Annotated in this window: 24 protein-coding genes and 1 pseudogene; 7 read left to right on the top strand and 18 right to left on the bottom strand. The window is 60.5% G+C overall.

The features are described from left to right. The first annotated feature begins 1 nt into the window (after window position 1). On the top strand, window positions 2-955 hold the full coding sequence (locus EDC28_RS13805) for a GGDEF domain-containing protein (RefSeq protein ID WP_123421998.1): 954 nt from the start codon (window positions 2-4) through the stop codon (window positions 953-955). Window positions 956-965: 10 nt separating this feature from the next. On the opposite strand, the gene EDC28_RS13800 is transcribed toward EDC28_RS13805, so the two are convergent. Then, window positions 966-1241 (bottom strand): DUF3630 family protein, encoded by a 276-nt coding sequence (locus tag EDC28_RS13800; protein ID WP_123421997.1) that lies wholly within the window; start codon window positions 1239-1241, stop codon window positions 966-968. A 19-nt stretch (window positions 1242-1260) separates the two neighbouring features. After that, window positions 1261-2694: a protein adenylyltransferase SelO gene (locus EDC28_RS13795; protein WP_123421996.1), complete on the bottom strand. Its 1434-nt coding sequence runs from the start codon at window positions 2692-2694 to the stop codon at window positions 1261-1263. 147 nt (window positions 2695-2841) lie between these two features. On the opposite strand from EDC28_RS13795, the gene EDC28_RS13790 reads away from it, so the two are divergent. After that, window positions 2842-3522 (top strand): pirin family protein, encoded by a 681-nt coding sequence (locus EDC28_RS13790; protein WP_050659582.1) that lies wholly within the window; start codon window positions 2842-2844, stop codon window positions 3520-3522. Window positions 3523-3566: 44 nt separating this feature from the next. Here the strand turns inward: EDC28_RS13790 and EDC28_RS13785 are convergent, their stop codons facing one another. Together EDC28_RS13785 and recQ are read right to left on the bottom strand one after the other, a co-directional pair. Then, window positions 3567-4469 (bottom strand): FAD-dependent oxidoreductase, encoded by a 903-nt coding sequence (locus EDC28_RS13785; RefSeq protein ID WP_244946595.1) that lies wholly within the window; start codon window positions 4467-4469, stop codon window positions 3567-3569. Window positions 4470-4843: 374 nt separating this feature from the next. Continuing rightward, complete coding sequence (recQ, locus tag EDC28_RS13775) at window positions 4844-6670, bottom strand: DNA helicase RecQ (protein WP_050659671.1); 1827 nt, start codon at window positions 6668-6670, stop codon at window positions 4844-4846. 116 nt (window positions 6671-6786) lie between these two features. Between recQ and EDC28_RS13770 the strand changes: the two genes are divergently transcribed. Then, window positions 6787-7266, top strand: coding sequence for a thioesterase family protein (locus EDC28_RS13770; protein WP_050659584.1), 480 nt, complete (start codon window positions 6787-6789; stop codon window positions 7264-7266). 49 nt (window positions 7267-7315) lie between these two features. Here EDC28_RS13770 and EDC28_RS13765 read toward each other — a convergent pair whose 3' ends face one another. Continuing rightward, complete coding sequence (locus EDC28_RS13765) at window positions 7316-7576, bottom strand: RebB family R body protein (RefSeq protein WP_123421993.1); 261 nt, start codon at window positions 7574-7576, stop codon at window positions 7316-7318. A gap of 257 nt (window positions 7577-7833) precedes the next feature. Between EDC28_RS13765 and EDC28_RS13760 the strand changes: the two genes are divergently transcribed. After that, window positions 7834-8571, top strand: a complete 738-nt coding sequence (locus tag EDC28_RS13760; RefSeq protein WP_336391538.1) for a sulfite exporter TauE/SafE family protein — start codon at window positions 7834-7836, stop codon at window positions 8569-8571. A 37-nt stretch (window positions 8572-8608) separates the two neighbouring features. Here EDC28_RS13760 and EDC28_RS20470 read toward each other — a convergent pair. The 3 genes and pseudogenes from EDC28_RS20470 to EDC28_RS13745 form a co-directional block, all read right to left on the bottom strand. Further along, window positions 8609-8977, bottom strand: a pseudogene (locus EDC28_RS20470) (phosphatase PAP2 family protein); the annotation flags it as partial. Between the two features lie 146 nt (window positions 8978-9123). Continuing rightward, window positions 9124-9501 (bottom strand): diacylglycerol kinase, encoded by a 378-nt coding sequence (locus tag EDC28_RS13750; protein ID WP_050659588.1) that lies wholly within the window; start codon window positions 9499-9501, stop codon window positions 9124-9126. 87 nt (window positions 9502-9588) lie between these two features. Further along, entirely contained in the window at window positions 9589-10356 is a 768-nt protein-coding gene (locus tag EDC28_RS13745; RefSeq protein ID WP_123421991.1) for a class I SAM-dependent methyltransferase, read from the bottom strand. A 92-nt stretch (window positions 10357-10448) separates the two neighbouring features. Here EDC28_RS13745 and EDC28_RS13740 point away from each other — a divergent pair, with 92 nt between their 5' ends. Continuing rightward, window positions 10449-11225, top strand: a complete 777-nt coding sequence (locus EDC28_RS13740; protein WP_050659590.1) for an MmyB family transcriptional regulator — start codon at window positions 10449-10451, stop codon at window positions 11223-11225. A 24-nt stretch (window positions 11226-11249) separates the two neighbouring features. Here EDC28_RS13740 and ftn read toward each other — a convergent pair whose 3' ends face one another. Beyond that, a complete protein-coding gene (ftn, locus tag EDC28_RS13735; RefSeq protein ID WP_050659591.1) occupies window positions 11250-11714 on the bottom strand; it encodes a heteropolymeric bacterioferritin subunit Ftn in 465 nt (154 codons plus the stop codon). A 250-nt stretch (window positions 11715-11964) separates the two neighbouring features. On the opposite strand from ftn, the gene EDC28_RS13730 reads away from it, so the two are divergent. Then, entirely contained in the window at window positions 11965-12516 is a 552-nt protein-coding gene (locus tag EDC28_RS13730) for a cytochrome b (RefSeq protein WP_050659592.1), read from the top strand. A gap of 112 nt (window positions 12517-12628) precedes the next feature. Here the strand turns inward: EDC28_RS13730 and EDC28_RS13725 are convergent, their stop codons facing one another. The 6 genes from EDC28_RS13725 to EDC28_RS13700 are packed head-to-tail and all read right to left on the bottom strand — an operon-like array spanning window position 12629 to window position 19793. Beyond that, window positions 12629-13933, bottom strand: a complete 1305-nt coding sequence (locus tag EDC28_RS13725) for a sensor histidine kinase (protein WP_050659593.1) — start codon at window positions 13931-13933, stop codon at window positions 12629-12631. Next, the gene (locus EDC28_RS13720) at window positions 13923-15260 is read right to left on the bottom strand and encodes a sigma-54-dependent transcriptional regulator (protein ID WP_123421990.1); all 1338 of its coding nucleotides are present in this window, start codon (window positions 15258-15260) and stop codon (window positions 13923-13925) included. The genes EDC28_RS13725 and EDC28_RS13720 overlap by 11 nt, the downstream gene beginning before the upstream one ends. A gap of 9 nt (window positions 15261-15269) precedes the next feature. Continuing rightward, window positions 15270-16472 (bottom strand): ABC transporter permease, encoded by a 1203-nt coding sequence (locus EDC28_RS13715; RefSeq protein WP_123421989.1) that lies wholly within the window; start codon window positions 16470-16472, stop codon window positions 15270-15272. A 10-nt stretch (window positions 16473-16482) separates the two neighbouring features. Continuing rightward, window positions 16483-17814 (bottom strand): ABC transporter permease, encoded by a 1332-nt coding sequence (locus EDC28_RS13710; RefSeq protein WP_123421988.1) that lies wholly within the window; start codon window positions 17812-17814, stop codon window positions 16483-16485. Window positions 17815-17823: 9 nt separating this feature from the next. After that, window positions 17824-18513: an ABC transporter ATP-binding protein gene (locus EDC28_RS13705; RefSeq protein ID WP_050659597.1), complete on the bottom strand. Its 690-nt coding sequence runs from the start codon at window positions 18511-18513 to the stop codon at window positions 17824-17826. A gap of 11 nt (window positions 18514-18524) precedes the next feature. Further along, a complete protein-coding gene (locus EDC28_RS13700) occupies window positions 18525-19793 on the bottom strand; it encodes an efflux RND transporter periplasmic adaptor subunit (RefSeq protein ID WP_123421987.1) in 1269 nt (422 codons plus the stop codon). A 298-nt stretch (window positions 19794-20091) separates the two neighbouring features. Here EDC28_RS13700 and EDC28_RS13695 point away from each other — a divergent pair, with 298 nt between their 5' ends. Next, window positions 20092-20508 carry a DUF4431 domain-containing protein gene (locus EDC28_RS13695; protein ID WP_123421986.1) on the top strand — a complete coding sequence of 139 codons (417 nt, stop codon included), beginning with the start codon at window positions 20092-20094 and terminating at the stop codon, window positions 20506-20508. A gap of 47 nt (window positions 20509-20555) precedes the next feature. On the opposite strand, the gene rimK is transcribed toward EDC28_RS13695, so the two are convergent. The 3 genes from rimK to EDC28_RS13680 form a co-directional block, all read right to left on the bottom strand. Beyond that, window positions 20556-21431, bottom strand: a complete 876-nt coding sequence (rimK, locus tag EDC28_RS13690; RefSeq protein ID WP_123421985.1) for a 30S ribosomal protein S6--L-glutamate ligase — start codon at window positions 21429-21431, stop codon at window positions 20556-20558. A gap of 63 nt (window positions 21432-21494) precedes the next feature. Beyond that, on the bottom strand, window positions 21495-21851 hold the full coding sequence (locus tag EDC28_RS13685; RefSeq protein WP_050659600.1) for a MaoP family protein: 357 nt from the start codon (window positions 21849-21851) through the stop codon (window positions 21495-21497). 91 nt (window positions 21852-21942) lie between these two features. Next, on the bottom strand, window positions 21943-22809 hold the full coding sequence (locus EDC28_RS13680; protein WP_123421984.1) for a DUF3014 domain-containing protein: 867 nt from the start codon (window positions 22807-22809) through the stop codon (window positions 21943-21945). Between the last annotated feature and the right edge of the window lie 4 nt (window positions 22810-22813).

The following is a 22813-nucleotide window of genomic DNA, read 5'->3' as shown; positions in this document are numbered from 1 at the left end:
GATGATGAGCCTGTCCCTTGGTGAACTTCAGCAGCTGCTGGACGTCCTGCAAACTCTGGATGTTGGGCTGGTGATCATCGATCGCCAGCATAAAGTGCAGTTCTGGAACGATTTTATGGCCAACCATGCAGGCCAGGGGAGCGAGCAGGTTGCAGGTAAATCCCTGTTCGAAATTTTCCCGGAGCTGCCGCGCCAGTGGCTGGAGCAGAAAACCGAGACCGTGATGGCGCTCAAGACCCTGGCCTTTTCCGGCTGGGAGCAGCGCCCGCACCCGTTTCCGTTCTTCTCCTACCGGGCTTTGACCGGCCGTTCGGCAGTGATGTACCAGAACCTCACCTTTATGCCCATCGCCTCAGGTAACGGCAATGTCGACAAGATGGCCATCATCGTTTACGACGTCACCGAAGCGGCCAACAACCGCCTGGCGCTGGAAGAGATGAACCAAAAATTGTCGGTGCTGTCCCGTACCGACCCCCTGACCGGCCTGCTTAATCGCCGCTCCTGGGAGCTGGCCCTGGCTGAAGAGTTTGCCCGCTGCCGCCGCTCCGGGCGTACCAGCACCCTGATGATGTTCGATATCGACCACTTTAAGCAGGTTAACGACACCCACGGCCACCAGGCCGGCGATCAGGTACTGCAACACACCGCCACTTTGCTCAATAACAAGCTGCGCACCACCGACAAGGCTGGCCGCTACGGCGGTGAAGAATTCGCGCTGCTGCTTGTGGACACCGATGCTCAGCAAGCCTGCCAACTGGCCGACCGGTTGTGCACGGCGCTTAGTGAGCAGCCGGCACTGGTGGGTGATAAGCGCATCAGCGTAACCATCAGCGCCGGTGTGGCTGAGATAAGCGAGCAGATGGAACAGGCCCAGCAGTGGATAAAAGCGGCGGACGACGCCCTTTACCAGGCCAAAAGCGCCGGGCGTAACACCATCCGCTTGGCCTCTTCCTAACCGAGACGGGTTACTTCAAGCCCGCCCAGCCGGCCAAAAAAGTCAGTACTTCGATGCCCTCTTCATCTTCAGCCTCCAGCCAGGTGGTGGCGGCCAAATCTTCATATTCCAGGCGCAGCTCGGTGCCTTCAAACTCCACCCACCATTGATGGCGGTCGGCGCCGCTTTCCTTGCGCCGCACCGACAGCTCAAGGCGCGCCAGCCAAGGGGCGATATCGGCTTCAAAGTGTTCCCAATCGGTATTTACCGGCAGGATAAGGGTGCCATGTTGGCTATCTAGGGCCATGTTCGTCTCTTTTGAAAAGTTAGCTTGAGCAGGACACTTCCAAATGTCGGCCCCAGTCGGGTGGGCGCTTGGCGTAATCGTCCATGCCGGGCTGCTGGGTAAAGGGGGTTTTGAGCAGGCTATAGAGCCGGTTTAGCTCGCTGTGGTCCCCTTGCTCGCTGGCGGCAATAGCGTTTTGGGCCAGGTAGTTACGCAGCACATAAAGAGGATTGACGGCGTCCATGGCTTGCTTGCGGGCGCTGTCGTCACTGTCTTGCCGGTTTAGGCGTTTAAGGTACTGCGCGGCCCAGGCGTCAAAACGCGCCCTATCGAGGTAGTGGTCGCGGCAGGGAATAAGCGTATTGGCGCGCTCGGCGTCGCTTAGCCAGCGAAAGGCGAGGCTGTAGTCCTGGCGCTCATCAGCCAACAGCGCCAGGAAGCTGTTGATAAGCTCGGCATCGTCTTTGCCCACCTGTTCCAGGCCCAGGCGTTTACCCATCAATTTGAGGTAGTGGCCGGCCAGGGCTGGTTGGAACTGCTTGAGGGCCGCCACCAGATCGTCCGACTCAATCATCGGGCTCAGGGCCATGGCCAGGCAGTTGAGGTTCCAAAGGGCGATGCTGGGCTGGGCGTCAAAGGCGTAACGGCCGTTGTAGTCGGAATGGTTACAGACAAAGCCTGGCTGGTAGTCGTCCAAAAAGCCGTAGGGGCCGAAATCGAAGGTGTCGCCGAGGATGGAGAAGTTGTCGGTGTTCATCACCCCATGGGCAAAACCGTAAGCCTGCCAGTAGGCAATCATCTGCGCCGTTTTGTGTACCACCCGTTCAAAGAACAGCTTATGGGGCTGGCCTTGTAGATCGGGCCAATGGCGCTCAACCACGTATTCTTTGAGGGCAATCAGCTCGCTGCCTAGGCCCCGGTGAAAGCAATGCTCAAAATGGCCAAAACGGATATGGCTGCGGGCCGCTCGGGTAACCATGGCGCTGCGCTCTACGGTTTCACGCTGCACCGGCAACTCGCCTGCCACCAGGCACAGGGCGCGGGTGGTGGGAAAGCCTAAATGGTAGAGCGCTTCGCTGGCCAAAAATTCGCGGATGGAGGAGCGCAGCACCGCCCGGCCGTCGCCGCCTCTGGCATAAGGAGTGGGGCCGGCGCCTTTTAGGTGCAAGTCCCAAAACTGCCCTTGAGTGTCTTTTATCTCCCCGAGCAGCAGGCCGCGGCCGTCCCCCAAGGCGGGGTTATAGACCCCAAACTGGTGGCCGGCATATTTCTGGGCCAGGGGCGCGGCGCCAGGAATGGCCTCGGGGCCGCCAAACCACCGGGCTATCTGGGCATTATCGGCGTCCAGGCCAAATTGGGCGGCGAGCTCCGTATTGAGCAGCAACAGCTCCGGCTGCTCGAAACCGGCGGGGGGCTGGGCGCTGTAGATCCTCGGGAAATCCCGCGCAAAGCGGTTGTCGAACGTCAGGGCCATGCTACCTCCTGCAAAGTAGCGCCTAGTGTCCCACGAAGGTCGAAAGAGGGATAAATCAACTTTATCGAAAGGTTGTGTCTATTTTAGTCGCTTTTTGTTCGATTATTCTTGGTCCACTATGAGCCCATCACAGTTAAGGAGGTTCCCATGCGTATTCGTAAAGCCCAAGACCGTCTGCCTACCAACATCGGCTGGTTGGACTCCAAGCACACTTATTCCTTTGGCCACCATTACGATCCTAACTGGACCGGCAGTGGCGCCCTGCTGGTAATAAACGATGACACCGTCGCTCCGGCCGGTGGCTTTGGCACCCACCCGCACCGCGACATGGAAATCATCTCGGTGGTGCTGGAAGGCAAGCTGACTCACAAGGACTCAGAAGGCAACATCGGCCATTTGGTGCCGGGTATGGTGCAGCGCATGTCGGCTGGTACCGGCATCCGCCACTCCGAGTACAACGGCTCTGACAGTGAACCAGTGCACTTCCTGCAAATCTGGATAGCGCCTCACACTCAAGGGCTGCCGCCCAGCTATCAGGAAGCGGAAGTTCCTGAGCAAAAAGGCAAAGTGGTGTTGGCCGGTGAAGGTGGCTTGTTGGCCATCAACCAACACGCCGAGCTGGCCCAATATCGCCTTGATGACGGTGACCAAGTGAGCTTCAAGGCCGAGAGCCGCCGTAAACGCTACCTGCACGTTATCGATGGTGGCATCAAAGGTGGCGATCTGGACCTTGGCCCGGGCGATGGCCTGGAGCTGAGCGCCGGCGAAGAAAAAGCCTTCGTGGCCAAAGACGGCACCCGCTTCCTGGCCTTTGATATCCCGGCCTAAGCGAAGCGCTTTCACCAAAACGGCAACCCAAGGGTTGCCGTTTTTTATGCCCGCATCCCGGCCATCAATGCGGCAAGCTGGGTGACGGCCTGGCGCGACTCTTCTAAATCCACGGTGGCGTGCTGTGCCCCAAAATCGCCTTGGGCCTGGGTTTGTACCAAAACCCCATCACGGCGCGGGTAGGCCGACACGCCGCTGTCCCAGTCTCGTATTCCATAGCACACCGCCAATTGTGGCGGTAGCCGGCAGGTTTGGCCGCGCACCGGCAGCAGCGCGTCGTCTCCCAGCAAGGCTTTGGCGCCAAAGCCAGTGCAGTTGATCACCAACTGGCTCCCGAGTCTTGCAAAGTCCTGCTCGCAGCTAAGCTCGGCGGCAAGCAGGCGCCCACCGGCGGCGCGAAAGCGGGCCAGCAGCCAATCGCCATATTGGCTGAGGTTAAACATCAGCAGCTGTTCGCGGCGCACATGAGGCTGGCGAAAGGGGCTGGCGCCAGGGGCAAGGGGTTGGTCGGCAGGCCTTAAGCCATTGAGTAGCTGCGCTTCCCAATGGGGGTAGTCGGGTTCGCCGGGCAGGGCGTGGCGGTTTGCCTTATCAAAGGGCAGGCTGGAGAGGTTATAGACCGGCAGCCATTCCACCGGTTTGGCCGAGTGGCCCAACAAGGCCTGGTAGCGGGCAAAGGAGATGCGGGCCATTTGCTGCCAGCGCGGTGCGAGGGCATCGCCGTGGGCCTTGGCTACGATACGTGAGTCGGGAGACCAAACCCCGGTGGCAAAGGCCGAATTGGCTTGGGGTAGCTGGGCCTTGGCGTAGATGGTCACTTCAAAGCCGGCCTGCTGGGCCTCGATGGCGGTGGTAATGCCAATGGCGCCGCAGCCTACCACCGCGAGTTGCCTGGTATCGGTTTGCCGGGCCAGCTTGACCGCTTCGGCCGCCGCTCCCCAAGACAATGACCAGCCACTGCCGCCGTGGCCGTAATTGTGGATAAGGTTAAGGCGGCCGCGCCGCTCCAGCTCGATGCGCGGGCCGGTCAGCCGAAAAGGCCGGGTGCAGGCGTTAACCGTGACGATGTCCTTGGGGTCGGCCTAGATAGGGATAAAAGGCGCGGCGGGTTCCATAACACCTCGAATGCAGGAGTTGTTACCCGACTCTACGCGGTGGCGGATTTTATTCAAAAGGTGAAAGCTAACCCTTTCTTTAGATTCTCTTTCCCCATAAGGGCGCCTGCGAAGCTGGCTGGGCAAGGCGAGAGCCTCCTTGGCCCGCGCCGCTCGCTGTAAATGAGCAAGAGATGGAGGCTTTCAACGCCGCACAGGCGATGCCGCTAGCCCTTATTGAGGTAGTCGGTGATAAGGCCCAAAAAGGGCTCGCCGTAGCGTGACAGCTTGGTTTGGCCCACCCCGCTGATGGCTAAAAGCTCGGCGTCGGAGGTGGGGAAGTGGCTGGCCATCTCCGCCAGGGTGGCATCGTTGAATACCACGTAGGGCGGCACGTCGAATTCGTCGGCCAGTTGCTTTCTGAGCTTTTTCAGGCGGGCAAACAGCACTTTGTCGGCAGCGCTATTGTCGGTGGCGCGGCTGCTTTGTTTAACCCGGGTAACCAGGCGCGGCACCGCCAGCAGCAACGGCCGCTCGCCTTTTAGCACCGGCCGGGCCGCCTCGGTGAGCACCAGGGCGCTTTGGCGGGTGATGTCCTGCATCACCAGGCCGTGGTGAATAAGCTGGCGGATGATGCTGACCCAGTAATCGTGGCTTTGGTCCTTGCCCAGGCCCCAGGTGCTGAGCTTGTCGTGGCCCAGCTCCTTGATACGGGCCGTCTGGCCGCCGCGCAGCACCTCGACAATATGGCCAACCCCAAAGCGCTGGCCGGTGCGGTAGATGCAGCTCATGGCCTTTTGGGCCAGTTCGGTACCGTCCAGGGTCTGGGGTGGGTCCAGGCAGATATCGCAGTTGCCGCAGCGCTCGCCGCTGTACTGGCCAAAGTAGTTTAAAAGCACCTGGCGCCGGCAAGTGAGCCCCTCGGCAAAACCGGCCATGGCATTGAGCTTCATCAGCTCCACTTTTTGCTGAGCCTCGTTTTCAGAAAGCTCAATCAGGCTGCGCACCCTGGCCACATCGCCCGGTTCAAACAGCATCCAGGCTTCCGACGGCAGGCCGTCACGGCCGGCGCGGCCGGTTTCCTGGTAGTAGGACTCGATGTTCTTCGGCAAATCGAAATGCACCACAAAGCGCACATCCGGCTTGTTGATGCCCATGCCGAAGGCCACGGTGGCCACCACGATATCCACTTCGTCTTTTTGGAAAGCTTCCTGCACGAACTGGCGCTCGTCGCTGGACAGGCCCGCATGGTAACCGGCGGCGTTAAAGCCCTGGCCGCGCAGCTTTTGGGCGATGTCGTCTACCCTTTTGCGCGAGCCGGCGTAAATGATGCCACTCTGGCCGCGCTGGCCTTGCAGGTATTGCAGCAACTGGTTGATGGGTTTGAATTTTTCCACCACCAGATAGCGGATGTTGGGCCGGTCGAAACTCGACAGGTTAAAGTGCGGGTCCACCAGCCCCAGGCGCTGCTCGATATCCTGGCGGGTGGCTTTGTCGGCGGTGGCGGTCAGCGCCATCAGCGGCACCTGGGGGAAATGCCTTTTGAGCTGGCCAAGGGCCATGTACTCGGGGCGAAAATCGTGGCCCCAGGCGGAGATGCAGTGGGCTTCGTCCACCGCAAACAGGCTGATGGGGATCTCCAGCAGCCGCTGCTGAAAATCCACCTGGCTGAGGCGCTCGGGGGAGACATAAAGTAAATCCAGCTCGCCGTGGTGCAATTGGTTCAGCACCTGCCATTGTTGGTCTCTGGGCAGCGCCGAGTTCAGGTAAGCCGCCCGCACCCCCATGGCCAGCAGCTGGTCTACCTGGTCTTTCATCAGGGAAATCAGCGGCGAAATAACAATGGCGGTGCCGGGGCGCACCAGGGCCGGTACCTGATAACAGAGGGATTTACCGCCGCCGGTGGGCATGATCACCAGGGCATCGCGGCCGGCCAGCACCGCCTCTACCACGGCCTGTTGGCCGGGCCTGAAGGCGTCGTAGCCGAAAACTGACGCCAGCACGGACTGCGGCGACTCATCGGAGGACTTCACAAAGACGGGGGCTTGGGACATGCTCATAGCGCCGGCCATTGTAATGGAAGGAGGAAGCCTTGTCTTTCTGGTGGGCCGTGATACTCCGGCTAATAAAAATAAAAGTCAGCAGAATCAAACGAATGGGTTGGAAGGAAATGACATCTTTAACCGATACCCCCTTGAGCCGTGAAGAGATTTTGGCCTTTGTTGGCGATCTTTTCACCGCTCAGATGCCCTTTAACAAGGTGCTGGGCCTGAAGGTAACCCGCTACGAGGCCGACGCTGTGGAAGTGCGTTTTGCCATGAAGAACGATTTGCTGGGTAACCCGGTGCAGAAAATTTTGCACGGCGGGGTGACGGCCTCGGTGCTGGATGTGGTGGGGGGCCTGGCTGCCATCGCCTCGGTGACCGACAAGTTTGACGGCGCCACCGTTAAAACACTGGCCGAGAAGTTTGGCAAGATGGGCACCATCGACATGCGGGTCGATTACCTGCGCCCCGGCCGGGGCGAGGCCTTTGTGGCCACCGCCACCATCATCCGCGCCGGCAACAAGGTGGCGGTCACCCGTATGGAGCTGCACAACGAGGCTGGCGATCATATCGCCTTCGGCACCGGCACCTACATGGTGGGTTGATAAGGGGGCTGCTGGCGGCCCTCGAGGTGGCGATAGCACCAGGGCGGCCTCAGGGCCTGCCGATACCCTCCTTGTCAGTGGCAGCGTCGATGCTGTAAAGCGTGTCAACGCCTTGGGTCAGCGCCGCTTGGGCGGCGACAGCATCGTCTTGCTGCGCTGTTGTGGCGTTGTGGGCGGCGTTGGCAAGTGCCTGGCTGGCGGCCATCATGAGATTGCCGGTTGCCATGGCCGGTGCATCGCCCAAAACCTGGGTTTTTTCCTGGGTAACCGCATCGGTCACTTTCTCGTTGACTGCTGTGGGAGTAGCCATAATTTCCTTCCTTTTCAATTATCTGGTGGATCTGGGCTGCCTTTTTGTAGCGGAGCTTTTAGCGTAGAGCAAATCCTCAGCCATGGTCGTGCCGCAGCGCCGCGCTTTGTGGCCTAACGGCCTTGGTGCTATTGGGGCATAGGTACAAAAGACAGAGATCTGCGGCCAAGGATATGAGAGGGGGTAAGGGCGGCTGGTGTAGGGCGCCTTTGGTGATAAACTCGGCAACCTCAATGGCCGGCCACAGGAGTCGTTAGGTGTCGGATCTGAGCTTTTGGGGGCTGACTGCCCTTTCTGCCTTTACCTCGTTTATTACCGCCTGCATGGGCGCCGGTGGTGGCGCCATCCTCATCGCCGCCATGGCGCTTATCCTGCCGCCAGCAGCGGTGATCCCGGTTCATGGCCTGGTGCAGCTGGGCTCCAATGTGGTGCGGGGGGTCATGTCCTGGCGCCATATCAACTGGCCGTTGCTGGCAGTATTTGTGCCCATGAGCTTTGCCGGAGCCTGGCTTGCCAGCTGCTTTTTGGTGCAGCTGCCCAGCGAGGCGCTGCAACTGGCCATTGCTGCCTTTGTGCTGTACCTGTGCTGGGGGCCGCCGCTGCCCAAATTTACCAGTGGCCGTTTGGGTTTGGCCCTTGGCGGCTTTGGTACCGGCTTTATCACCCTGTTTGTGGGGGCGTCAGGGCCGCTGGTGGCGGCTTTTATCAAGCCGCAAAGCCGCGACCGCTTCGCCGCCATTGCCACCTTTGCCGGGGCCATGAGCTTTCAGCATGCGGCCAAGGCCGTGGCTTTTGGCATGGCCGGCTTTGTGTTTCGCGACTGGTGGCCGCTTATTATCGCTATGTTCCTGGCGTCTATTGTGGGGAATTGGCTTGGGCTGCAGATGCTGGGGCGGATATCGGAGCAGCGCTTTCATCGGCTGTTTCAGCTGGTGCTGACACTGCTGGCAGTGCAACTGCTTGTGGAAGCAGCACGCGGGCTGTCAGGTAGCTGATGGTCAGGCTCAGCATGATGGTCCAAAGATCATGGGACAAAAAGTGCGCGCCGCGCAGCTGCTGGGCAATGCCGAAGGTCAGGCCAATCATAATGCCGGGCAGCAGCGCCCAGGGCTTTTTGCCGGGAATGGCGAAATACAGGGCCAGCCAGGCATAGCCGCTGCTGGCGTGGCCGGCAGGGAAGCATTGGCTGGCGGGCAGGTCGGCGGGGCGATGGGCAAACAGGGCGATAAAGGGCCGGTCGCCGCCAAAGTCCAGCAGGCTCCAGGGGCAATCCATGGGCACTAGGTGCTTGATGGTGCTGACCACAATCACGATCAGCGGCGCGGTAACTGCCAGGTACACCCAGCGGCGGCGTGAGGGCTTTTTCCAGTTCCAGGCCAGGCCCAGGAACACGGTTACCATCATGGCGGCCGTCAGGTGGCGGCCTTGGGTGTGGATGATGCCTTTGGTCAGCCAGTTGTTTTCAAGGGCCCAGTGGCCCCCTTCCAGCTGATACCAAAAATGGGCCAGCGCAAAGTCCGGCCCATGCCACAGGCTCAGCAGCAGGGTCAGAGCCCAGCCGAGAAATAACCCCAGAGAATACTTAGCCATACCAGTACCGCCAGCAAGAGGGTGACGAGTACTGCTGCCGAGCCAATGTCTTTGGCTCGCCCGGACAATTCGTGGTGTTCAGGCCCGATGCGATCCACTACTGCCTCAATGGCGGAGTTAAGCAACTCCACGATGAGGATCAGCATCACCGAGGCCACCATCAGCGCCCTTTCCATGCCGGTAACCGGCAACAGACAGGCGCCGGGCACGGCTACGGCGATTAGGATCAGCTCTTGGCGCACCGCGGCTTCACTGCGCCAGGCGGCGCGAAGCCCCTGCCAGGAATAGCGGCTGGCCAACCAGAGGCGTTTCACACCCGTGTGTCCAGGTTTCATTCAGTACTCCACAAAGAAGGCGGTGAGCTTGGCGCCATCATCTTAGGAGAACCTTAAGGCAATGAAAATCCGCCTTTCCCTGAAAAGTTATCCTCCCTTGGCAACAAACAGCCGGGTATCCACCACAAAGCTGCCGTCTTCGCCAAAGGCAAAGTAGTCGCTTACCTCCCGGCTGGCCTGCTGCTGCAAGGCGCGAATGGCTGCCACCTGCACCGCCGGGGTTTGCATGCGCGCCACCCAGGGCGCAAAGGCCAGGGGCAGTTTGAAGCCTTGTTCAGTGGTGATGGCAAACCCCGCCTCGGTCAGTAGCCGGCGCCACTGGGCAGGGGAAGCGTTACGTACATGGCTGGGGTCGCGCAGCAGTTCGATGCCTTGCAGCCAGGTGTCCAAAAGCGGCTTGCCGGGGCTTACCACATCCATGAACAGGGCGATGCCTCCGGGCTTTAACACTCGCCGCATCTGCTTGAGGCCAGCTGCCATGTCCTGCCAGTGGTGGCAGCTGTAGCGGGTGATCACCACATCAAAGCTGGCATCGGGGTAGGGCAGAGTTTCTGCCGCGCCCTGTTGGGTGACGATATTGCCAAGGCCGCGGCGTTCGGCTTCGGCTGCCACCACTGCCAGCATCTCGGCGCTAAGGTCGTAGGCCACCACCTTGGCCACATGGGGCGCCACCTGAAAGCTGACATGGCCGCCGCCGCAGCCCATGTCCAGCACCACTGCCTTGGAGCGGGTACGGACCGCCTCTACCATCAGGGCCAGATCAGCGCCAGTGGCATGGGTACTACTGTGCAAATAGGCTTCGGCCTGGGGGCTGAATTGGCCGCTGACAACGGCGTTATGGTCTTGATGTGCCATGGGTTTCTCCCTGTTGTTCGGTAGGCAGGGCCATTGTTGGCAGGCAAGTAAACTGGTACAAGATAGGTTTTTATACTGGTACAAATGCTGCCATGACACCCGACGCCGCCCGCCTGCTGGGCCAGTTTATCCGCGCTCACCGAGAACGCCTGGCGCCACCGGCCCGGGCTTTTGGCCGCCGCCGTACCCCCGGCTGGCGCCGCGAAGAGCTGGCCGATGCCGCCGGGGTCAGCATTACCTGGGTCACGTTTTTAGAGCAGGGCCGCCAGGTCAGCGCCTCGGCCAATGCCTTGGCGCGCCTGGCTCTGGCGCTACAACTGACGGCGGCCGAGCGGGCCACGCTTTTTGAACTGGCCGGGCGGCGCGACCCGGAGCTGACCGACCCGCCCGCTGCCGCCTTGTCGCCCTCGCTGCTGGCTCTGCCGGGATTATTGGTGGTGCCGGCCTATCTGTTGGACCGCTGCTGGTACATCCAGGCCTGGAACAGCGGCGCAGAGCGGCTCTTTGCCCCCTGGCTGGACCAACAGGCAGAGGGCCACAACCTCTTGGAGTTTGTGTTTCTCTCGCCCCTGGCCCGGCATCTTATTGCCGACTGGCCGGTGCGCTCCGAGCGATTGGTAGCAGAGTTTCGTAATGATTTTGCCCGCCACCCCGGCGACCCGGCCCTGCTGGCGCTGGTGGAGAGATTGAGCGCCCAAAGCGCGGATTTCAGCCGCTGCTGGCAGGCGCAGGCGGTGCAGTATCGGGAAGGGGGCGAGCGCGGCTTTTGCCGCCAGGGTAAGGTGCTGAACTTTATCCAAACCACCCTGGTGCCAAGCGCCGCGCCGGATTGCAAACTGGTGTGCCTAAGCCCGGTGGCGGGCCAATAAAAAAGCCGCGTTGCGCGGCTTTTTTCACATCTGGGACTGAATGTAGTTTTGCAGCCCCACCATGTCGATAAGCCGCAACTGCTTTTCCAGCCAGTAGGTGTGGTCTTCTTCGGTGTCAGACAGCTGCTGGCGAAGCAAATCGCGGCTGATGTAGTCGCCTTTTTTCTCGCAAAGGGCGATGCCCTTGGCCAGCTTCTCGCGCACCTCGTATTCCAGAGCCAGGTCGGCCTTGAGGCAGGAAACCACATCGGTGCCGACATTGATGTCATGGCGGTTCATGTCTGGGGTGCCCCCCAGGAACAGCACCCGGCGGATGATGGCGTCGGCGTGCTCGGCCTCTTCCTGCATCTCGTGGTCGATGCGCTCGTAAATGCGGTTAAGGCCCCAATCCTCGTACATGCGGGAATGGATAAGGTATTGATCCCGCGCGGCCAGTTCGCCGCCGATCAGCATATTCAGGTATTCAATGACTTCAGGGTTGCCGCGCATGGTGGGTGCTCCTTTCCTTGTGGCTAAAGGATGCAGCAGTACGGCCAGAAAAGCAAAAAAGCTATCAAGAAACTGTATTTTTATCGATAAATAAGAATGACTTTGATTTCCTGTTGGATCTACTACCAATGAAGGTTCGTTTTCTTGGTGTTAAATGGCCGTAATTATGCAGTTTTACAAAAAACGGACCCCGAATAAGGTTCCTTTAACAACAACAGGCTTTATTTGCGTTTTTCGGGAGAGACAGCACATGGCAAGCGCGCTCAGCAAAACCACCATCAGGCTGCACTGGATAGTCGCCATCACCATGATTTTTTTGTGCATCGTCGGTTTTTACATGACCAACTGGCACGACTACGGCTATTACGACCTGCACAAGGCCATCGGCGTGCTGATCTTGCTGGTGGTGGTGCCCCGGGTGATTTGGCGCATCAAGATGGGCTGGCCCAAGCCGCTGGGCAAAGACAGCCCCTTGCTGCACGTTATCGCCATGCTGGTGCACTGGGTGCTTATCGTCTCCACCCTGTCGATGCCGGTGTTTGGGTTGTTGATGTCGGCGGTGGGTGGCCACGGCGTTGATATCTTCGGCTGGCAGATGATAGACACCCATTTTGCCCCCGGCACCCACGACGCCGTGCCCTACTCGCCGTTCTGGGCCGAAGTTGGTGAGCAAGGCCATGAGATAAACGGTTACCTGTTAATGGGCACCATAGTGCTGCACGTCCTTGGCGCCTTGAAGCACCACATCATCGATAAGGACGGCACCCTCAGGCGGATGCTGGGGCATTCGATAGAGAGCTGAACAAGCGGGGCCAAGGCCCCGTTTTTCATACGCAAAAAAGACCGTCAACCCGGGGTGAAGGCCACCCCGAAACTGACGGTCAACCAGACATGATGTCATCGTTGATGCCCGGTCAGGGCTGAGGCAGCGGCAACCACAGCCTGACCCTCAGGCCACCGTTGGCGCGGTTTTCCAGGTGCAGGCGGCCGCCGTGGGCCTCGATGATTTCGCGGCACAGCGCCAGGCCAAGGCCGGTGCCTTCTTTCTTGGTGGAATAGAAGGGCAGCAGCGCCTGGGTGAGCACTTGCTCGCTCATACCGCTGCCCCGGTCGGTGACTTCCAGGCAATGCCAGCCGGGCTGGGCCTTGATGGCAAGCTCGGTATCCTTGGGCTCGGAGCCCGCTTCGGCGGCGTTTTTCAGTAGGTTCACCAACACCTGGCTCAGTTGGGCGGCATCACCCCAGCCAGCGCTGGTGGGCAGCACCTCACGGACCCGAAACGCCACCACCCCTTGCAATCTTTCCAGCAATTCGTGCCAGTCGATGGCCTGGCATTGGGGCTGGGGCAGGCGGGCAAAGCGCACATAGCCTTGCAAGAAGCGGTTGAGGTGGTCGGCCCGCTCGCTGATGGTGTCAAACACCTGGGTCAGCAGCGCCGGGTCGGGATTGGCCACCAGCTTCTGGCCGGAATGGGCCATGGAGGCAATGGGTGCCAGGGAGTTGTTAAGCTCGTGGCTTATCACCCGGATCACCTTCTTCCAGGTGCCCACTTCGGCGCGGCTGAGCTCGCGGGTCAGCTGCTTGAACAGATACAGCTGATGCTGCTGGCCGTTAAGCTGAAACTGGCTGCGCGACAGATGCCAGATCTGTGGCTCATCGCTGGTGGGCAGGGTAAAAAGCCCGTCCTGGGGCGCGGCCATGGCCTCTTTGATGGCCTCAGGGAGCTGCGCCAACAAGGTGGCCAAGGCCAGGCCGTTGATGCCTTTACCCTCCAGCAGCAACTGCCTGGCCGCCGGGTTGGCATAAAGCACCCGCTGGTCCTGGCTGGTGAGCACCAGGGCGGTAGGGGAGCTTTGCAGCACGGTGTCGAGCATCAGCTCGCGCTGGTAGATATGGGCCCGTTCGGCGCGAAGCTTAAGGGCTGCATCGTTATAAAGCGTGGCCAGGCGCGCCATTTCGTCGCGGCCCTGATGGGTCAGGGACACCGAAAAGTCGTTGTCCTTGAAGTTCAGTAAACCGGTGGTGAGGGCGTCGAGGCCCCGGTTAAGGCGCCTGGTCACCATTCTGCCCAGCACCAAGCCCAGCAGCAGCGCCGCCAGTAAGCTCAGTTGCAGGGCAAGCCAAAGGCCAAAACCCAGTTGCAGCAGCGCACCTAAGGCCAAGGCCATGGCCAGCAGGCTGGCCACCAGTACCGCCGTGAGCTTGGCTTCAAAGCTCATTGAGGACGATTCCGTATTTCTCCAGGCGCCGGTAGAGCGCTTGGCGCGACAGCCCCAGGGTGCGGGCTGCCTCGCTGATGCTGGAGGCTTCACTCAATACATCGCGCAGCTGCTGCTCACCGGGCTCAAAGGCAGCCCGGGGGCGGCTTTGCCGTGGCGGCGGCAGCTTTAAATCTACCGCCTCGATGCGCTCCCCTGGCGCCAGCAGCGCGGCCCGTTTGAGGCAGTTTTCCAGCTCTCGCACATTGCCAGGCCAGTCGTGGGCTTCAAGGGTGCGCACCGCGTCCAGGCTTAAGGGGCGCCCCGCCAGAAAATGGCGGGCCAGGGGCAGAATGTCCTCGGCGCGCTCTTTAAGTGGCGGCAGGGAAAGCTCGATAACGTTAAGCCGGTAGTAGAGATCTTCGCGAAAGCTGCCGCCCTGGATGGCACTTGGCAGGTCGCTGTTGGTGGCGGAGATCAGCCGCACCCGTACCTTGCGGGTCTGGGTGGAGCCAAGGCGCTCGAACTCGCCGGTTTGCAGCACCCGCAGCAGTTTCATCTGCCCGGAAAGGGAGAGATTGCCGATTTCGTCCAAAAACAAAGTGCCGCCGTCGGCGGCCTCAAAGCGGCCGATACGGGTTTTATTGAGGCCGGTATAAGCCCCCGGTTCGGCGCCGAACAGCTCGGCTTCCATCAATTCCAGCGGCAGGGCGCCGGCGTTGACCCTGATAAAGGGCCCGGCGGCTACCTGGGAGTTGCGCTGGATGATTTCGGCGATCTTTTCCTTACCGGCGCCGTTGGGGCCGGTGATCAATACCGGCACGTCGGCACGGGCCACCTGCGCCGCCATTTCCACCAGCCGCTGCATGGTGTCGGACTGGTACACCAGGCCGGCCAAATCGAATTTGTCGGCAAGGGCACGGCGCCGCTGAGCCTGGGCCAGGGCTTGGGCTTGTTGTTGCTGGCTGAGCTCGGCCAGCTCCAACAGGTTTTGCACCGTGGCGATAAGCTTGGCGTCGTCCCAGGGTTTGCCTAGGTAGTCGGCGGCGCCGGCTTTAACCAGGCTGACTGCGCTTTCCAGCTCGGTCCAGGCGGTGAGCAGGATGATGGGCAAGTCCGGGTGCTGCTCACGGATGGCGAAGAACAGCGCTTTGCCTTCTTCGCCACTGGTGGTGTCGCTGCTGAAATTCATGTCCTGGATAACCAGGCTGATGTCGCCCGCCTCAAGCCTGGTAAGGCCGGCCTGGGGGGTCAGAGCGGCGTCGCTTTGCAGACCGCTGAGCTTCAACAACAACCCCAGGGCCTGGCCCACGGCGGGGTTGTCGTCGATGATGAGGATCTTGTCCATACAATCCTTTTACACGCTACGGGTAGCCAGAGACGGCGATACCTGGGCGGCGCGCCAGGCGGGCATCAGCGCCGCCAGCAGGCCCAGCAGCCACACCGCTACCACGCCACCTGCCAGATAGCCGACCTCAAGGGCCTTCATCTGGTAATGCTGCACCATCAAGTGGTTAGCAAACAAGGCCAGCGCGCAACCCAGCACGATGCCGGCGCCAATAATGATGCCGTTTTCCACCAGGAAGTAACGCACCACCATCAGCTTGGTAGCCCCCAGGGCGCGGCGGGTACCGATTTGCTTGCGGCGCTGATTCACCCACAGCAACGTCAGGCCGACAATGCCAAGGCCGGTCACCAGGCTTATCAGCACCATGGTTACGCTGAGCATGGAGATGGTGGCTTGGTCGCTGCGGTAGGCCGAGCGTTTGTAGCTCAATAGGCTGCGCACGCTGGTGATCACCCGTTGGTTATCGAGGTTGTTGAGCACGTCGGGCACCTTTTTCATCATGGCGTCCAGTTGCCCCGGTTTAACGCGGATGAGGTAGCGCAGGTTGAAGTTGGTATAGAACTGCGGCACCAGTACCACGTCCCCTGCCACGTCCGAGTTGGGGTAGGCGCCAATGGTGTCGGAGGCCACCCCAATCACCTGCACGCCGGGGGTGACCAGCTTGCCGATGGGGTCGACCCCTTTGCCGAACAGCTTGTTGGCCAACTGGCGGGTAACGATGCAAACGGTGGGGGTTTTGCCGTCCAGGCTGGAGGTCACCGTCATGTCGTTGGCGGTGAAATTACGCCCCGCCAAAAGCTTCAGGCCAAAGGTGTCCAGGCCGCGCTGGTCGGTGTTAAAGACGTTGGACTCCACCTCGCCAATGCCAGGTTTATTGTCTTCGGCGCGCATGGTGTTGGTGGAGCCGGAGCTCGACAGCGGCGCACTGTTGACAATACTGGCGCTCACCACATCGGGCAGTTGGTTCAGGGCAATCATGTCCCGCTCCACGTCGGCGTAGTGTTTATCGCCGGCCTGGATGGGGATCACCGACAAGGTAAAGGTGTTGGCTTCATCAACGCCGGTGGGCCTGTCTATCTTGGCCTGGCGCTGGGTGATGATAAAAGCGGCGTTCACCACAATGGCCAAGGTCAGGGCGGTTTGCAGCATGATCAGCAAAGCGCCGGTTTTGTTGCGCCACAAGGTGCGCAGAATAGGTCCGAATTCAAACATGGTGCGCTCCTTACTGGGTTTTGAGGTAGTAGGCCGGGGTGGTGGTACTGATGCGCCAGGCCGGATACACCCCGGCCAAAAGGCTTGCCACCAGGGCCAGGCCGGCGGTAACACACATCATCAGCGGGTCCATGTGGACGATGGCGGCCATGCTTGGCGCCACCAACTGGCGGATGGCTACCAGCCCCAGCAGGGCCAGGCCAATACCCAGCAAGCCACCTATCACCCCAACCAGGGCGCTTTCAATCAGGTGTTGGGTAAAGACGGCGCTACGGCTGGCACCCAGGGCGCGGCGCACCCCGGCTTGGGGGGCCATACGCAGGAACTTGGCCAGCAGCAGGGCGATGGTGTTGATGATGCACACCAGCAGGAAGGCAAAGGCCAGCCAGGTGAGCAGTTGGGTGTCGTTACCTACCACCCGGTTTTGGTACAGCCATTGGGCCGGGGTGGACAACACCGCGCCCTGGTCACGCTCAAAACGGCCTTGTTTATGCTGGTCTTTAACGTAATTGGCCAGGAACTGCTGGTAGCGGGCTTTTTGCTCGGGGCTGTCCAGTTGCACCCAGTATTGCAGCCAGATGCAGTTTGATTGCAGCAGGCCTTCGTAGCCTTCGGTGTTGCCATTGTCACTGCCGCCGCCCATGCAGCTCATGTTGCCCCAGGGCATTAGGCTCAGTGGCCGGTGCAAGCCAAAGGGCACGTAGGCATCGGCGTTGCCGCCAAAAGAACCGGTGGTGAGATCTTGCACCGACGGCGCCGGCTCAAAGTCGGCAGCAACTCCTACCACTTCATAGGGCTGGCCATTGATCTCTACCGATTTACCCACCGGGTTTTCTTCGCCAAACATCTGCTGGCTGGTGCGTTTGCTTAGCACCACCTGATACTGGCCCTGGGTGTCGGCGCTTTTGTCCCAGACGGTGCCATAGAGCAGCGGCACATCGAACAAGGAGAAAAAGTCGCGGGTGGTGACCCGCATCGAGATAAGGGCCGGGCGGATGTCCGGGTTGGGTGAGGTAATGGTGCCGCCCCATTGGTGCATGGCCACCTGCCGGGTGGGAATATCTGATTGCAGCAGCGCTTCGGCATCGGGATAGGCCAGTTGGTCCGGTATACCGTTGCGGGTGTGCTGCGGCCCGCTGTTATCGCTGGGGCGAATATCCAGCTGCACGTAGTAGAGCTGGTCGTTTTTGTCGGCCAGGGCGTTGGACGACATCACGTATTGCAGGGTCAGGGTGCTCATGGCCACCCCCACCCCCACGGCAATGGCCAGCACCATCAGGGCAGACATCACCGGTGAGCCTTTGAACGACAGCCAGGCCAGGCGTAGGTAATAACTGAACATGCTGGCTCCTTAGGCGCGGCGGCTCTGGCCGAAGTCAAAATCGGACACTTGGCCGTCAACGATCTGGATATTGCGCTGGGCGCGGCGGGCCAGGTCGGGGTCGTGGGTCACCATGACGATGGTGGTGCCGTCCTTGTTGATGGATTCGAGCAGCTCCATCACCTGGCGGGCCATCAGCGAGTCGAGGTTCCCGGTAGGTTCGTCCGCCAGCAAAAAGGCCGGTTTGCCAGCCAGTGCCCGGGCGATGGCCACCCGCTGCTGCTGGCCGCCGGAGAGCTGCGACGGCAGGTGGTGGCGGCGCGCCGCCAGGCCAACCTTCTCCAGCGCCTCGTCGATACGGGCCTTACGCTCTTTAGCGTTAAGGCCCCGGTAGCGCAGCGGTACGTCGACGTTGTCGAACAAGGACAGGTCGGGAATGAGGTTAAAGCCCTGGAAGATAAAGCCGATTTTCTCGTTACGCAGCTTGGAGCGGGCGCTGTCGCCGAGATCTCGCACGTCGATGCCATCCAGCTGGTACTGGCCTTCTTCAAAGGTTTCCAAAAGCCCGGCAATATTCAAAAAGGTGGTTTTGCCGGAGCCCGAAGGGCCGGTGACCGCCACGAATTCCCCTTCCTTGACGTACAGGCTGAAGTCGCGCAGGGCGTGGGTGGCAACGGTGTCGGTGCGGTACACCTTGGCGATGTTTTCCATTTTCAACATGTTGGCGGTCCTTATTGGGTAATGAGCAATGTGTTTTGGTTTTTAAAACGGCTGGTGTCCGAGGTGATGATGGTGTCGCCGGCCTTGAGGCCATCCACCACTTCGGCCTGGCGGCTACCGATGGCGCCGAGGGTAATGGGCACCCGCACCGCCTTGTCGCCGCGCAGCACAAAGGCGCTGCGGCCCTGGTCCACGTCGATAAAGGCGCCACGGGGCACGGCCAGTACCTGATTGCGGTTTTCCAGCAAAATGCGGGCGGTCAGGCGCTGGTTCTGGCGCAGCTTGTCGGGGGTATCACCCTTAAAGCGCAGCCGTGCCACCACCTGGCTGTTTTGAATTTCCGGGCTGATGGCGGCTACTTCGCCCTGCCATTCGCGGCCATTGACCTTCACCGCCACGGGCATTTTGAGGCCCAGATCGTCGGCGTAGCTCTCCGGTACCAGCACTTCCACTTCAAAACTGTGCAGGTCTACCACCGTCAGCAGCGCTTCGTGGGCGCCCACCGCGGATTTCTGGTTCAGGGCCAGGTTGCCCACCAGGCCTTCTACCGGCGAGCGCACGTTCAGCTCGTCGCTCTGGCGTTGTAAGTCCGCCACCAGCAAGGCCTGGTGCTGCACCTGCAACTTGAGGTTCTTGGTTTCAAAGCTGGCCATTTCCACCGCCAGGCGGGCATTCTCGGCGCTCTGGTGCGCCCGCAGCCTGGCGCGGGCCAGCTCGTCCTTGGCTTTCTCGTAATCGATTTGGCTGATCACCTTTTTCTGCCAGGAAAGCTCTGCCCGGCGCATTTCCCGGTCAGCCGCTTCCAGGTCCACCTTGGCCAGATCCGCCGCCTGGCGGTTTTCCAGGGCGTCACGCTTGGCCTGGATCTGCTGGCGCTCCGACTCCCCCTGAATACGGGCGAGGTTGGCTTCTTCCTGCTTGAGCTGGTTGGTCAGGGAAGGGCTGTCGACGGTGGCGATCACCTGATCTTTTGCCACGCTGTCGCCGGCTTTGATGAGGTAGGTAACGATACCTTGGGCAGGGCTGTACAAGGTGGGGCTATTGGCTGCCACTACCCGGCCCTGAACGTTGATGTCGCGCGCTATGTCGGCCACTTCGGCGGTGCCCAGTTGCAAAGCTGCCTTCGATACCACGGCGTCGGCGCTGGCACTGGCTCGCCAACTGGTGACCACCCAGCCCAGGGCGACCACCAGCAACACGGCAGCGCCAAGCCCGGCCCATTTGCGATAAGGGCGGCGGTTATCGAGGATAACGTCTTGCCCTGAGGTGTCTCTGATCATGAAAAACTCCTTGGTTTGCAGGAGTTTTATCAAGTTGCGTGCCAGTTTTTATTTCTTTGATTTTAAATGGTTTTTTGTTTTTCTTTGTGATGGGGGCTGTCCGTTTGAGGTGTCCGTTGTCCGGGGGTGTCCGAGTGTCCGGTTTGGGGAATGGCTGTGCTGTGGCCTTGCTTTAGTCGCTGAAAGGTTGTTTTAACGGCTTGGCCCGCTGATTAATACGGGCCGTTAGTCGCCTTTATGAAGGCGGCTGCGGTATCTTTTGGAAGCAAATCAATCATAAGAACGGAAAGGGGTAAGGATGCTGACCACTGTTGCTTTGCTGGCGGCTATGGCGAGCGGGTCTGCCGGAGAAGATGGTTGTTACCGCTATGGATCCGCGCTCAAACTGCCCGGGACCTTGACGGAACGGACCTTTGCGGGACCGCCAAACTACGACAGTGTTGCCGATGGTGACAGGCCGGAGAAGGTCTTGGTGCTGCATCTTGCCACCCCAATGTGCACCCAGGCCGATAACAACGATGCCATTGACGCGCCGGTCGCCAAGGCTACCGATGTTCAACTGGTCTTTACCGGTGACGCCGCCGCTCGTTATCGACACCTTCAACCCTTGCTGGGCTCACTCGTCCAATGCCAAGGCACGTTGTTCTCGGCTATCTCCGGGCACCATCACACCTCAGTGTTGATGCAAGCAGCTTCGTGCCGGTTAGTGGATTAATGGCTTTGGGCTTTTTCGTCAGCCAAACAGGCTATGAAAAGCTGGTATTACTGCAAGTTAGCCAATACAAAATCCACCATCAGGCCGGCGATATCAAGGCCGCAGGCCTTTTCGATGCCTTCGAGGCCAGGGGAGGAATTGACCTCCAACAGCAGCGGGCCTCGGGCTGAGCGCAGCAGGTCGACGCCGGCGATGCCAAGGCCGAGGGTTTGGGCGGCTTTGATGGCGATGGCGCATTCTGCGTCGGTTGGGGTGATGGCGTGGGCCTGGCCGCCGCAGTGCAGGTTGGCCCTGAAATCGCCGTCCTGGGCCTGGCGGGCCATGGCGGCTACTACTTTTTCGCCTATCACCAGCAGCCGGATATCCTGGCCGGCGCACTCACTGATGAATTCCTGCACCAGCACATTGACCTTGGCGCCGAGAAAGGCTTCGAGGGTGCTGCGGGCGGCCTGGGAGCTGTCGGCGAGGCTGACCCCTATGCCCTGGGAACCTTCCAGCACTTTTATCACCAGTGGCGCGCCCCCAACCTCGGCCATCAGCCGCGGTATTTGCTCAGGACTGCTGCCAAAGGCGGTGGCGGGCATGGGCAGCCCTTGTGCCAGCAGCAGTTGCAGGGCGTGGAATTTATCGCGGGCACTTAATAGCGCCGCTGCGCTGGTGGGGCTGTAGCTGCCCATGGTTTGCAACTGGCGAAGCACTGTGGCGCCCAGCAGGGTCAGCTCGTGGCCAACCCGAGGCAGCACGGCGGCAAAGGTGGGCTGGCGCTCGCCCTGATAATAAAGGGCCGGGCCTTCGGCGTTTAAGGTCAGCTGGCAACAAAGGGGGCTGAGCACATGGGGCTCAAGGCCACGGGCGGTGGCGGCGGCAACCAGGCGCTGGGTTGAGTGCAGTTCGGCTTTGGCGGACAAAATGGCAAGGCGCACCGGGTGCTCCTTAGAAAGAGGAACGGGGGCAACAACGCGTTGCCCCCGCAATGTGGGCCGGGGTTAGTCGTCGTCCAGCGGCTCGTCTGGTTCGTCGATGCGGGCAGTGCCGCTTCGCACACTCAGCCAGTCGTTGCAGACGGTAAAGACCCGTTTTTTCTGGTCGAGGATCTTCTGGTACTTGGCCCAGACCTTTTCCAGTGCCGTTACCGGCGGCCGGGTGCCCTGGCAGCTTTCGAGGAACTGAAACTCCTCGGCGCTGACCGGGCTGCTCAGCCCACTGGCCAAGGCCTGCAGGGCCTGGCCATGGTTTTCCAGCAGCGTGGCTTCGGCTTTGGTGAAGTCGCCGCTGCGGGCAAAACCGTGGGGAAAGTGCTTCTGGTCGAAAAAGCGTTTTGTACTGACAAAGCTCTGATCCATAACCCACCTCCAAGGCGCTTTCGGGTCGGAGTATTAGCCAAGGCCGGAGGTGGGTAAAACAAAACATTTTTATCGACGAAATAAAGCGCTGTTATTGAGCATCAAGGGCGCTTTTCAGCGCCTCAAGCTTGGCTTTTACCTTGGCCCTGTTGTCCGGCCCCATGCGAATGAGGATCTTCTGGATGGGCTTGAGATTCTCCAGCGCCGGGTCGGCAAACTGGTACAGCACCTTGGGCTGGCTGAGTTTGATGGGCTCGGCCGGATCCGGGGTGGCCAGGGCAAGATTGATGATTTGCACCAGGTTGGGCTTGAGGTTGTCGCCGTCCAGGCCCAGTTGGCTGTAAGCCTCGCTAAAGAGCGGCTGGTATTTGTCGAGGAAGGCCAGCAATTTAGTGTCGTCCAGGCCGACAAAGATGGCCACGTAAGGGTCGAAGCGGTGATAGCTGTCGCTGTCCAGATAAATGGTGTCGCCGTCTCGTACCACTTCAAAGGCTTTGTCGGGAGAGGCAATCAGACGCTGGCGCTCCGGCAGGTAGCCCTCAACGGCGGTAGCGAGAATTTGGGTGACCTTGTCAATCAGCTGCGGCTCCTGGGTTTTGACCACGCTTTGCGAGGGCATCAGGGCGTTGAGGTCGTCACGGACCATGGGGTCGCTGTCTTTGAGGGCGGGCAGTTTTACCGGCTCGGGCGCAGGAGTGGCTGGCTCAGCTTCAACCTGTTGGGGTTCGGGCTCGGCGGCGCTGTTGTCTACCGGCGCCGGCTCTGGCTCGGCGGCGGGTTGGGGTTGCTGCTCCACCACCGGCGGCGGCAGGTTGTCCTGGGCCGGTTTGGGCGCTTCGCCTTTGGGCCAGAAGACCCAGGCCAACACGGCGGCCACTGCAATCACCACCACAATAGCGATGGGAACAAGGGGAGAACGGCCTGATTTGGGCGGACGGGTTTGCGGATCGGCTTGCATTGTG

Origin of the sequence: Gallaecimonas pentaromativorans (assembly GCF_003751625.1) — a bacterium.
GTDB classification, from domain to species: domain Bacteria; phylum Pseudomonadota; class Gammaproteobacteria; order Enterobacterales; family Gallaecimonadaceae; genus Gallaecimonas; species Gallaecimonas pentaromativorans.
The sequence above is the reverse complement of the archived record's forward strand: the minus strand, read 5'-3'. Positions and strand labels throughout refer to the sequence as shown.